Source organism: Psychrobacter sp. H29 (genome assembly GCF_059073055.1).
Genome location: NZ_JCACRY010000001.1, coordinates 2123555 through 2135937 on the forward strand (window position 1 = coordinate 2123555; position 12383 = coordinate 2135937).

10 protein-coding genes are annotated in these 12383 nt (G+C 42.3%); 4 read left to right on the forward strand and 6 right to left on the reverse strand.

The features are described 5' to 3' along the window. The first annotated feature begins 322 nt into the window (after positions 1-322). Positions 323-1171 (forward strand): DUF2382 domain-containing protein, encoded by an 849-nt coding sequence (locus AC5JP1_RS08555; RefSeq protein ID WP_493843808.1) that lies wholly within the window; start codon positions 323-325, stop codon positions 1169-1171. Between the two features lie 205 nt (positions 1172-1376). Then, entirely contained in the window at positions 1377-1955 is a 579-nt protein-coding gene (locus AC5JP1_RS08560) for a YsnF/AvaK domain-containing protein (RefSeq protein WP_493843809.1), read from the forward strand. A 127-nt stretch (positions 1956-2082) separates the two neighbouring features. Here the strand turns inward: AC5JP1_RS08560 and AC5JP1_RS08565 are convergent, their stop codons facing one another. Together AC5JP1_RS08565 and secA are read right to left on the reverse strand one after the other, a co-directional pair. Further along, positions 2083-2613: a hypothetical protein gene (locus AC5JP1_RS08565; protein ID WP_443525314.1), complete on the reverse strand. Its 531-nt coding sequence runs from the start codon at positions 2611-2613 to the stop codon at positions 2083-2085. Between the two features lie 216 nt (positions 2614-2829). Beyond that, positions 2830-5628: a preprotein translocase subunit SecA gene (gene secA / locus AC5JP1_RS08570; RefSeq protein ID WP_493843810.1), complete on the reverse strand. Its 2799-nt coding sequence runs from the start codon at positions 5626-5628 to the stop codon at positions 2830-2832. 443 nt (positions 5629-6071) lie between these two features. On the opposite strand from secA, the gene mutS reads away from it, so the two are divergent. Both mutS and fdxA read left to right on the forward strand, forming a co-directional pair. Continuing rightward, on the forward strand, positions 6072-9212 hold the full coding sequence (mutS, locus tag AC5JP1_RS08575; protein ID WP_493843811.1) for a DNA mismatch repair protein MutS: 3141 nt from the start codon (positions 6072-6074) through the stop codon (positions 9210-9212). Between the two features lie 201 nt (positions 9213-9413). Further along, positions 9414-9737, forward strand: a complete 324-nt coding sequence (gene fdxA, locus AC5JP1_RS08580) for a ferredoxin FdxA (RefSeq protein WP_493843812.1) — start codon at positions 9414-9416, stop codon at positions 9735-9737. Positions 9738-9898: 161 nt separating this feature from the next. Here fdxA and AC5JP1_RS08585 read toward each other — a convergent pair whose 3' ends face one another. From AC5JP1_RS08585 to AC5JP1_RS08600, 4 genes are all read right to left on the reverse strand, one after another. Then, positions 9899-10282, reverse strand: coding sequence for a pilin (locus AC5JP1_RS08585; RefSeq protein ID WP_493843813.1), 384 nt, complete (start codon positions 10280-10282; stop codon positions 9899-9901). A gap of 327 nt (positions 10283-10609) precedes the next feature. Continuing rightward, the gene (locus AC5JP1_RS08590) at positions 10610-10987 is read right to left on the reverse strand and encodes a prepilin-type N-terminal cleavage/methylation domain-containing protein (RefSeq protein WP_493843814.1); all 378 of its coding nucleotides are present in this window, start codon (positions 10985-10987) and stop codon (positions 10610-10612) included. 407 nt (positions 10988-11394) lie between these two features. Then, positions 11395-11886, reverse strand: a complete 492-nt coding sequence (locus tag AC5JP1_RS08595) for a type IV pilin protein (RefSeq protein ID WP_493843815.1) — start codon at positions 11884-11886, stop codon at positions 11395-11397. After that, a complete protein-coding gene (locus AC5JP1_RS08600; RefSeq protein ID WP_493843816.1) occupies positions 11880-12383 on the reverse strand; it encodes a type IV pilin protein in 504 nt (167 codons plus the stop codon). Before AC5JP1_RS08600 ends, AC5JP1_RS08595 begins: the two co-directional genes overlap by 7 nt.

Here is a 12383-nt window from a genome sequence, read left to right on the forward strand (position 1 = left end):
CATTGCCCTAGGTGATGCGGTTTTTTTGTTTTTGCTTAATCAAAATACGCGCCAAACATTACTCTATGTTAAGGCGCGTTAACTTGTACCCACTTCTCTGTTATCGCACTTACAGCCTATTACACGCAATTACGGCAAGTGCACACTTTGCTACCTTGCTCATATATCTCATCCAAAATCATGGTGTTAGGATAGCTACAAGTTGATGAGAGGACTATTCCAATAGTTTAATCCTAACTTTGCAATACAAATGATATTGCGTTAAAACTTAAAAATAACTATTAATTTTAAAACTATAAACTCATATAAAAGGAAGACAATAATGAGCCAGCTAATCCGTTTAAAAGATATTCAAGCCACTCACCGCGACCTAATCGGTGATGACTATTATGATCCAACAGAAAAAACCGCTTACGGTGTGAATGAAGAAAAGATTGGTAAAATTGAAGGTGCCCTAGTAGAAGACACCACTGGCCGCATTCGCTATTTGATCGTTGATGCAGGTGGCTGGTTTAGCTCAAAAGAAGTACTAGTACCAGCAGGTTTAGCACGTATTGTAGGTGACGATGTATTCTTTGATAGCTTGACTAAATCACAAGTAGAGGCGATGGAAGCATATGACCATGACTATCAGTACAGCTACAAAGAGCAATACGAAAAAGATCGTCAAACCTTTACTGCTGATACCCTACCAGCTGAAGAGCGTGTAGATATCGCAGACCATTCTTATGATGCACCAAATACATTAGAGCTTTTAGAAGAGCGTCTAACAGTAAATAAAGACCGCATCGTAGCTGGTCTGGTAAAAGTAGGCAAACACGTTGTAACTGAAGAGCGTAATGTTGAAGTAGAGCTAGAAGAAGAGCATGCTGACATCCAGCGTACTAGTGTCGATCGTCCAACAGATCGCCGTATCGGTGACGTAGATGTAAGCGAAACAGTAGAAGTTGAACTAGAAGCAGAACGTGCTCATGTGGCCAAAGAAACTTACGTAACTGAAGAAGTAAATGTTGGTAAAACAACAGATCGTCATACAGAGACTCTTGTTGAAACTATTCAACGTGAAGAGTTAGACGTAGACAACAACGGTAACGTAGTTGATCGTGAAGGTAACCTCGTAAACCGTGATGATATTACTGCAGATGACGTACGCCGCGCCCGTGGTATGTAATCCATAAAGTAGATACACACTTATATTTAATAAGGAGACCAGAGTTATACTCTGGTCTTTTTTGTGGGTTAGTTTCTTTATCACTCTCTATATAATCTGTTGCACGACTCATACTGAGATGCACGCGCTATATTTAGTATCTTATACAATATAAGTAATTTTAAAAATCTATCATCCATTGCCCGCACAGAATAAGGAAATAAACATGTCTACTGATAATAATAATAGCAATCTATACCAAGACAATTTAGACAATGAGCAACACTTATCAACTGACAACGCATCAAACGTAGTTAATGTTGGGCATCTAGAGCTATTAGAAGAACGGCCAGTTGTAAATAAAGAGCGCTTAGATGTGGGTAAAGTAACTGTCACCAAACACGCGCGCACAAAAACAATCAACGTACCTATTGAGCTTATAGAAGAATATATTACTATTCGTACTGAGTATCACGATACAGAGAGTCAAGATCTGCTCTCAGGTAACTATGATGAAAAAGATATATTACGTCATGTCGAGCCATCACTAGACAGTAAGGCAGTAGTGACTATTAATGGTAAACAAATAGAGATCGGTGATGAGCCAATTAAAATTGTTTTATCACGTCAAGTAGCTACGGTTACTAAAGACACTTATGCTATTCAGGAAATCGATGTCAATAAGAGCACGCACGTACATACCGATAGTATTCAAGTAGAACTCAAGCATGAAGAGCTAGACGTCACTGAAGAGGGATTCTTAGCGCACGAGTCACAGAATAATGGCACTACTCTTTTGAAATAGATGAGAGGCTGACTTTTTGTTTATCAGCCCGCAAAAGCTACAGACAATAAAAAGCAACGCTTACTCGCGTTGCTTTTTATTGTTTATTAACGATTGACTATATCATTATATAGTCGCTAATACTTGACTATGAGACTTTGTTACATTCAAAAGTATCAACGTTTGCCTCATCAGTACCAGCAGTACGCATCACACCTGTATCGCGCGCTTCGTGGGCGACGCGCCACTGAGTGAATCCTTGACCACCATCAATCGATGTTGCCACTTCAAACACTTCAGGGTTAGTACCTTCATTGGTTTGATTCAATGTTACTGTACCCATGTCAGTTGCAACTACCACTTGATTGGTTTCTTCCTTGTAGGTTGCATCAACTTTTAACTCAGGCGAGCACAAATATAGTATCTGTGTCACGCCGCTATTAACAGAAGCAACCGTGTCATCCTCTACTTCATTGAGTGAGGCATCTTCGCTATTGACCACAACGTCACTCGGTTCAGCAGGCTCAGCAGACATAGGCACAGACTCTTCTGTACTAACGCCTTCCATACCTGCTTCTGGCTCTGATTGTTGCTGACAGGCACTGATCGTCAATGCACCAGCTAGCAGTCCTGTCAACGCTACTGAAGTCCGCAACTGTTTTAATAATTCTAAACTCATAACTCTCTCCCAAATAGATATGCTAAACACTATAGCGTGTCCGCAAATTCGCGCCTATGCTGAATTTGTAAATAATCAATACAAATTGTCTGCCAGACATATAAGAATAAATGTCAGTGCAAGAAAGCTTCGTATTCACATAAAAAAGCCCTTACCTAATTTAGATAAGGACTTTTCTTTTTCAGCTCAAAGGTATTGCTTTATGATGACCAATCCTTAGATCTTGCCGTGACACTGCTTATACTTGAGGCCTGAACCACAAGGACAAGGGGCATTACGACTGATATTCATACCAGCGTACGGATTTGGTTCATTGGCATTACTCGGGTTACCTGCCACAGCTGCACTTACGCCAGCTGCTGCTGCACCAGCAATATTGCGGTTCTGTGGTTGCGGCTGAGCGGTGGCACTGTTTGGATTACTATCTAAGTTATCGACATCATCATGCTCGAACTGCATCTGCATGTGAGCGGCATTTTCGCGCTGCTGAGCTTCTAGTGCTTCTAGCTCTTCTTTTGTTGGTATATGTACACGTGACAAGTCCTGTACGGTTTCAGACTTGATTGCACCCAGCATCATCTGGAACAGCTCAAACGATTCACGCTTGTACTCTTGCTCAGGGTTTTTCTGTGCATAACCTCGCAAATGAATCCCTTTACGCAGCTGATCCATCTGTGTCAAATGCTCTTTCCAATGCTTATCTAGGCTTTGTAGCATAAAGTGACGCTCAAGCTGAGCTGCGTCTTGCTCACCCATCTGCTCACGGCGACTGTGATAACGATCTATCGCCGTCTGAACGATTTTCTCGCGTAGCCCTTCTTCATCCAGTCGGCGGTCTTCATCTAACCAATCGTTGATCGGCATTGTGATCTTGAACTCATCCTCAAGCTCATCTTCTAATCCATCGACGTTCCACTGATCATCAATAGAACCAGGCGGAATAAACTGATTAATCATCGCATTGTAGACTTCTTTATGCATCACTTCGATGGCCTCTAATAGCTCCATCTCAGCCAGCAAATCATCACGCTGACCATAAATCACTTTACGCTGCTCATTGGCGACGTCATCATACTTCAATAGGTTCTTACGAGCATCAAAATCGCGGCTCTCAACCTTACCCTGTGCGTTCTCAATCGATCTAGAAACCATCTTATGCTCGATAGCTTCGTCTTCTTTTAGACCCATTGCGCGCATCATATTGACCACGCGATCACCTGCAAAAATACGCATCAAGTCATCTTCAAGCGATAAGAAAAAGCGTGACATACCAGGGTCACCCTGACGACCAGCACGACCACGTAACTGGTTATCGATACGGCGTGACTCATGACGCTCAGAACCAATAATATGCAGACCACCAGCGGCCACAACTTGATCGTGCTTGACTTGCCATTGGGCTTTTAAACGCTGCATCTCCTCCGGGCTAACCGCATCGATATCTTCGATAAATGACTGCCAGTTACCGCCTAAGATAATATCCGTACCACGACCTGCCATGTTAGTTGCAATTGTGACTGATTTTGGACTACCTGCTTGCGCGATGATTTCCGCTTCACGTTCATGCTGCTTGGCGTTTAGAACGTTATGCTTGACGCCTCCTTGATCGAGTAAGTAAGACAACTCCTCACTGGCCTCAATCGTCGCCGTACCAACCAATACTGGCGCACCTTTTTCCTGAATTTCTTTAATCTCACGGATGATACCTTTGTACTTTCCTAACTTTGTTAAGAAAATCTGATCATCCATATCGATACGAGCAATGGGCTCATGCGTTGGAATAACGATGACATCTAGATCATAGGTAGACTTAAATTCTGCTGCTTCGGTATCAGCAGTACCCGTCATACCAGACAGTTTGTCATACAGACGGAAGTAGTTTTGGAACGTCGTCGTTGCAAGCGTTTGGTTCTCTGCTTGAATCTCCACACCTTCTTTCGCTTCTACTGCTTGATGTAGACCTTCTGACCAACGGCGACCTGGCATCGTACGACCGGTATTCTCATCAACAATAACCACTTCGCCTTCATCGACGATATAATGGACGTTTTTGACAAAGACATGATGCGCACGAATGGCTGCCTGAACGTGAGCCAATAATGGCAAGCGGCTTGGACTATACAAGCTTTCGTTTTCACCAAGCTCACCTACTTCGATTAAGAAGCGCTCAATTTTCTCGTAGCCTTTTTCGCTGATTTCAATCTGGCGATTTTTTTCGTCAATCCAAAAATCTTCTTCTTCGTTGTTCTTGTTGGCTTCTTCATCTTTTGAGCGGATCAGCACAGGAATAATGGTGTTAATCAGCGCATACATGCGTGATGAATCTTCAGCTTGACCCGAAATAATGAGCGGTGTACGCGCTTCATCGATTAAGATTGAGTCAATTTCATCAATAATACAGAAATTTAGTGCGCGCTGTTTCTTCTCTTCTAGCTTGAACACCATGTTATCGCGCAAGTAATCAAAGCCGTACTCGTTATTGGTACCATAGGTAATGTCTGCTTGGTAAGCATTGATTTTTTCTTGTGGCGGCTGCTGCGAATAAATAACACCAACGGTCATACCCAAAAACCCAAATAATGGGCGGTTTAGCTCAGCATCACGAGCAGCCAAATAATCGTTGACCGTAACCAGATGGACACCTTTACCACTGATAGCGTTTAGATACATTGCCAAGGTACCCATTAGGGTTTTACCTTCGCCTGTTTTCATCTCAGCGATTTTGCCTTCGTGCAAGGTGATACCACCGATCAGCTGCACATCGTAGTGACGCATACCATTCACACGTAATGATGCTTCGCGGCAAACGGCAAATGCCTCTGGCAATAGTGCATCTAAGCTTTCGCCTTTTTGATGGCGCGCTTTAAACTCTTCGGTTTTTTGTTGTAGTTGCTCATCAGACAGGGCTTGTATTTCAGCCTCTTTTGCGTTGATCTTACTGACCACTTTACGCATGCGTTTTAATTCGCGGTCATTTTTAGTGCCAACCACACTGCCTATAATCTTTGATAACATAATTTTTTGACCTACGGAATATTCGATAATTAGTGCGCATTAGCCAAAGCTTAGCTCGCGGCCTTGTCTTCATTCGACTAAGTACTACCTAATTTAGTATCGCCCAATTAAGTGTGCCGTCATTATATATGGTTATGGCGCTGATGGATACAAGGGCAGTGAGTAGATATTTGCCGCGGTAAAAACCACGCAGGACGTGTTAAAATATTGCATACCCGCTTACATTTCTTAGCGTTTTGAATGACTTTATTGGTTGGCCATTGCTTTGACTCTCGTATAGCTCTATCGGTAAATACTAATCTAGAATTGATAACTGAACCAGTTATGTACGAACATCTGATGCACCTATTAAACCAACATTCATATATCAAACAAGCAACGCTATAAAGCCCCTACTACAACACATTGATCACCACTCATTACAGTACTATAAGAGACTCTGCATGACCGTAAAGCCACCTGTACAAAATCAGCCGTCAAACCCTAATTCAGCGGAAAAACCCTTATCAAAACAAGAGAGCTCTGACTGCTTAAGTATAGGCGATGCTGTCTATAACCTAGCAGACCATACGCCAATGATGGTGCAATATCTAACCATGAAAGCCAACTATCCACAAGCGCTGCTGCTATACCGGATGGGTGACTTTTATGAGCTGTTCTTCGATGATGCCAAACGTGCCGCGCAAATATTAGACATTACACTCACTCGCCGCGGTAATGACAAAGCAGGCAATACGATAGCGATGGCGGGGGTACCGTTTCATGCAGCCGATAGCTATATGGCACGCTTGATCGCAGCTGGGCAAACGGTAGTGGTCTGTGAGCAAGTAGACGACGCTGTCAGTAGCCCTGCCGCTGACGATAGCGTAAGCTTACCTAGCATGGGTGACAAACAAAAAAAGAGTAAAGGTAAATCAGCGGCTGGTAGCATCATGCGCCGCGAAGTCGTCAAAACACTCACTGCAGGCACTATTACTGATGATGCTCTGATTGCGCCAAACCATACACCCACTGTGGTCGCTATTGATATTGCCAGTATAAAAGCTCAAGATAGCAGCCAGATCATACAGGCAGCAGTCAGTCAAATGGACTTGGCCGCCGGCACATTAACCACGCAAACCTTTAGTGCTGACAAAGACGATGCAGATAGCTTGCAGACGCAGATGTTGACGGTGTTGGCACGGTTTGCACCCAGTGAATGTATCATTAGCGAAGCACTCGGCGATAGCTTTAGAGGCAGCATTGGAAGCAATGATACAGAGTGGATGTTGTGGTTACGGCAGCATCTTGACTGCCCCATCATAGAGGTCGCTGCCAATGACTTTCATCGTGGGCACGCTAGCGGCACGCTTTGTCAGCAGTTTGAGGTGCAGCGTCTCGATGGTTTGGGTATTGCAGACAATATACTGGCGCAATCTAGTTGCGCTGCACTGATTCACTACGCACGGCAGACTCAGCAGCGGCATGTGCCACAGGTCAATCAGCTCATCGTTGAGCATAGTGATGACTATCTGATCATTGATGCTAATAGTCAGCAAAACCTTGAGCTATTTACCCCTGTAAGTAGCAGCGGCACGTCTTTGATATCGGTACTGAACCACTGCCAGACGCCAATGGGCAAGCGACTGCTCATGCAGCAGATGAAGCGTCCGCTTCGTCAACATTCACATATCAATATGCGTCTTGATGCAATAGACGCTTTATTAAAGACCGATAGCAACTCCGCTCAAACTACCCAAAATTCAAAAAATGGCTCATTGGTAACCAGCCTACGTGACACACTCAATACCATTGGTGATATCGAGCGCATCAGCAGCCGTATCGGACTGATGAGTGCCAGACCTCGCGATTTGCGCAAGCTCGCCGACAGTATCGCGAGTAGCGCTCACCTTACAACTTTACTCGTGGATGCAGGTATTAATCATGACCATGCTGGACTACTGCCTATGCTGATGCAGCAGCTGCCCGCTCAGCTACCTGCTGTTCAGGCTGCCTCTGAGGTAATCGAGCGCGCCATCATCACAGAGCCGCCTGCACATATACGTGATGGTGGCATGCTAGCAGCGGGTTATGACGATGAGTTCGATCGCCTCACTCACCTCCATGACAATATCCAAGCCACACTGGATACAATGGTAGAGCAGGCTCGTCAAGACAATCAATTACCCAGTCTAAAAGTGGGCTTTAATAAAGTCAGTGGCTTTTACTTTGAACTGCCTAAAATGCAGGCAAAGAACGCTCCAGCTCATTTTATCCGTCGGCAAACCCTCAAAAGTAGCGAGCGTTTTATCACCGATGAGCTAAAAGAAGTCGAGACAGAATATCTGAGCGCGCAGTCTTTGGCACTAGCTCGTGAAAAACAGCTCTATCAAAGGCTATTGAATCAATTAAATGAAAGTCTGGCTGATCTACAACAGCTGAGTGCTGCTATTGCCCAAATAGATGTGCTGAGTAACTGGGCCAATCTTGCCATAACCTATAACTGGCAACGTCCAGTCATGGATCATAGGTCGAAGGATAAAAACGAATTAGTAGCTCGTAATCAGAGCACTATCGATATTCGTCAAGGTCGTCATGTCGTCGTCGAGGCTGCATTGAGTCAAAATAACGCTAACCACAAAAATAATCATTCATTAAGCACCAAACACTTCGTCGCCAATGACTGTACGCTAGGTAGCGCTAATACTGATAGTACTGAAGAAGGGCATCCTGAAAGACTGCTTTTGATTACTGGTCCCAACATGGGCGGTAAATCCACTTATATGCGCCAAACTGCGCTGATTGTCTTGCTCGCTCATTGCGGTAGCTTTGTGCCAGCTGAGCATGCTCGTATTGGTGATATCGATCGTATCTTTACCCGTATCGGTTCAGCAGATGATCTAGCCGGTGGCAAATCGACCTTTATGGTAGAGATGATAGAAACAGCTAATATCTTAAACCAAGCAACGAATAAATCGCTCGTATTAATGGATGAGGTCGGACGCGGTACGGCGACCACTGATGGCTTGGCCATTGCGCACGCTTGTATCAATCGCCTAGTAGAGATTGGTTGCCTAACATTATTTGCCACCCATTATTTTGAGCTGACGCAATTGGTACACAGCGATGAGGGTCATCACAACAATATCCGTAATGTCCATGTTGCCGCTAGCGAAGTCGATGGTCAGTTGTTACTCCTTCATAAAATTAAGGAGGGTGCAGCAAGCTCTAGCTTTGGATTACATGTCGCAAAAATGGCTGGTATTCCCACTCAAGTGTTAGATGATGCCAAACGCTACTTAGCCGATCATCTACAAACAGATAGCCTAAAAACAGATGACCTAAAAGTAGATAGTCAGGAAATTACTGATGATAAAAATGAATTAGCTAAGTCAGTAACGGATAAACGAGCAAAGGCTTATAATAGTGACGCTCTAAGCCAGGGGGTAAATCATATCGCGCAAGCGGAAGACTCAATAGATAATCCAAAACAAAATCAGATATTTAGCTTACAAGACGAGCTAAGTGCTATCGATCCTGATAGCCTGACCCCTAAACAGGCTCATGATATGCTATATCATCTAAAGAAAATCATTAGTCATTAAAGGGAATTGTCAAATAGTAGCAAAGGCGCTAAAATACGATTTATTTTTTCACTATTCTATATAGCCCTTATAGTTGATTAAATTTAAAAGCGATGTAATGCGACCGGGTGTAGGTATACGCCTTACTCCAAGTGAAGTTGACACAGTAGCGCTTTTAAAAATTGACTATATCAGCCAATCCAATAACAGGTAGACCTCGCTATGACCTTTGTCGTTACAGATAACTGTATTCTTTGCAAATACACCGACTGTGTAGAAGTCTGTCCTGTGGACTGCTTTTATGAAGGCCCAAACTTCCTCGTCATCGATCCTGATGAGTGTATCGACTGCGCACTATGTGAGCCTGAGTGTCCAGCCAATGCGATCTTCTCAGAAGACGAAGTACCAAAAGATCAGGAGATTTTCACTCAGCTCAACGAAGAGCTGGCGCAGAAATGGCCGAACATCACTGAGATGAAAGGACAAATGCCAGAAGCCGCTAAGTGGGATGGTGTGGAAGGCAAAATTCAGTATTTAGAGAGATAATTCTTTAAGCGTTTCTCAATATATGAAGCCAATAAAAAACCACCTAATAGCGAGAGGCTACTAGGTGGTTTTTTATTGGCTAGACTGTAAGATATTTAGTAAATACACTATTAGTCCAGTTCTATCAAACTTTCAGTCTACTATTTTCCTTGACTGTTACTTCAAAGAGAACAAGATGCAGCTCTATTAATATCGCAAGTGATCACACTTTCAGTACCTGATTTTGCTTTAGCAGTAATCGATGTTAATACGACGAGTGTAGCGACATTCGTTGGTCTTTCAGTGACCTCTTTACAATGTGTTAAATCACTTACAAGAGGGATATTAACTAGTGTCGGATTTTCTGAAATTTTCTCTGAAACTACTTTGACTGCATAAGATTTCATTTCAGACAAACAAGACGAGTCGTTCGCTTTTTTAGTATAACTTTGATAAATAGGAATAGCAGTGGCTGCGAAAATCCCAATTATAGCAACGACAATCATTAGTTCTATCAAAGTAAAGCCAGATACAGATCTACGACGATAGCTTGGAGATAATTGCATAGTGATAAATTCAATTATGAAGTCTACTTTATCAATGCATACTACATGCCATACTTATCGTTTATATTGATTTAAAGCCAAAAAAATCTATTGACATTTGACAAAATTTCCCGCTATTTAGACTTTTTATAAAAAATAATTTTAGTTCATCATTTTATCATTTAAATAATCTAATAATTTGAACGCCTAGTTTATTCTTATCTATAAAATATTAGTTCTTGGTTATGATTATACTATTGCATCTCTTATATATGAGTCTAAAACACAAAAAGCCAAACTTTATGTTTGGCTTTTTTATAAATTGGCTTTATTTTAATGAACTATAACTTAGACAGATGTGCAAGCAGCTGTACCATCAACATCACAAGAAACTGTAACATTTGGAAGACCGTTAATAGGCGTTGCTACTATCGTAGTAACAGCACGTATTTCTGCAGCATCCGTAGGACGGTTTGCTGGAGTCCACGTCACATTACTGCAATGTGGCATTGAAGCATCTGCAGGAATATTGGCTATTAGAGGATTGTTTGATATCTTTTCTGCTGCTACCAAACCTGAGAATGATTTTAGCTCAGATTGACAAGAAGCAACATTAGCTTTTTGCGTGTAAGTCTGATATGCAGGAATAGCGATCGCAGCTAGGATACCGATAATAGCAACAACGATCATTAGTTCGATTAGGGTAAAACCTTTTTGAGTGTTCATAAGAACTCCTTTTACGATATGATAATGGCAATATAGTGTTGGACTCGATTTAGCTATCATCGCCACTGGTTATAGTTGACAGCTCAGACTAAGTATTCAATCTAGTTACTGTCTTATTATTATCGTTGCAGGTAGCATGCCAACTTTCTGTAATTAACTAAAATAATTGCTTATACTTTTGAACTATCGTCTCTGCTCATATTCGTCATCATCCAGTATTTATTTCACCACCTATCATCATACTTAAGCACATTTATTTTGTTTTTTGGTGAACTTATAATTGACAGTATAAGAGCAATTAATGTTATTGCCAGTTTATTGCTGAAAATTGTCAGTTTATGTAAGTTGTAAAAGATAAACTTGATTATAGGTGACGCTTTTTGTCAGGTAGTTCAGATATTAAGAAACTATCTCCATTCATCGTCCATACCGCATATATTGCTTCGGCATTTTTGTCCAGTACTAGCTAACGTAAGTGTGCCATCTGCTGACATTCGGGTACCTGTTATCGGGGTTGCAGTAACTGTCCAACTTCTACCCGCTAGCTGTGTATTCGCCGCATTTCTTGGGGTTACTGAAACTGTATAAAATGCCGTACCTGTATTAGGGAAGTTCACGCTACCATTAGCTGCCAATACACCTGTTAAAACTACATTTAAAGGTATCCTGTCATATCGTCTATAATTAATTTTGTTAGCCTCGATACGGCTAGCAATTTGCTGCATTTCTGCCATCATATCAGCACGGTTGGTTCTTTCTACATATCCCTGATAACTAGGATAGGCGATAGCTGCTAATATACCTAGTATAACTACTACAATCATAAGCTCTATAAGAGTAAAGCCTGTCTGCTGAATATGCTCAATAGATATACCTTTTGCTGATGTCACATTTACCATATTGTTGCTCCTGTACAGTCAGCATCTGTAATATCAAATGCCTCGCTACTTGCACAACGTAATCCTTGGCTTGATAACAAAAAGCTATCTGCACCTACTAGATCAACGGGCGTTGCTATCATGACCCAACTATTAGCGCGGCCACTGCCCTCATGTAGCGTACTAAATGTCGACGTATTATTTACGATGTGCCCTAGTCTAATAATATAGGATGGATCGTTACTAGGTTGATTGATAGCTCCTGTATTGTTCGCAATACTATCTGACTGAGGTCTAAAACCTTTATACGTAAGTGCCTTTGCTCGCCATTGTTCGAGCTCATTAGTGAGTGCCAGCATCTTACGCTGTGCATCAGTTTCCTCATTATGAACAACATAAGCACGGTAGCTCGGTATCGCGATAGCAGATAAGATACCAAGTACCACCACCACAATCATCAACTCTATGATGGTAAAACCTAATTGCTGCATGGACTTTTTATTTGAGTATCTAGACAT

Coding starts and splice junctions, on each gene's coding strand:
- AC5JP1_RS08555 (WP_493843808.1), top strand. CDS start 323: ATGAGCCAGCTAATCCGTTTAAAAGATATTCAAGCCACTCACCGCGAC.
- AC5JP1_RS08560 (WP_493843809.1), top strand. CDS start 1,377: ATGTCTACTGATAATAATAATAGCAATCTATACCAAGACAATTTAGAC.
- AC5JP1_RS08565 (WP_443525314.1), bottom strand. CDS start 2,613: ATGAGTTTAGAATTATTAAAACAGTTGCGGACTTCAGTAGCGTTGACA.
- secA (WP_493843810.1), bottom strand. CDS start 5,628: ATGTTATCAAAGATTATAGGCAGTGTGGTTGGCACTAAAAATGACCGC.
- mutS (WP_493843811.1), top strand. CDS start 6,072: ATGACCGTAAAGCCACCTGTACAAAATCAGCCGTCAAACCCTAATTCA.
- fdxA (WP_493843812.1), top strand. CDS start 9,414: ATGACCTTTGTCGTTACAGATAACTGTATTCTTTGCAAATACACCGAC.
- AC5JP1_RS08585 (WP_493843813.1), bottom strand. CDS start 10,282: ATGCAATTATCTCCAAGCTATCGTCGTAGATCTGTATCTGGCTTTACT.
- AC5JP1_RS08590 (WP_493843814.1), bottom strand. CDS start 10,987: ATGAACACTCAAAAAGGTTTTACCCTAATCGAACTAATGATCGTTGTT.
- AC5JP1_RS08595 (WP_493843815.1), bottom strand. CDS start 11,886: ATGGTAAATGTGACATCAGCAAAAGGTATATCTATTGAGCATATTCAG.
- AC5JP1_RS08600 (WP_493843816.1), bottom strand. CDS start 12,383: ATGTCTAGATACTCAAATAAAAAGTCCATGCAGCAATTAGGTTTTACC.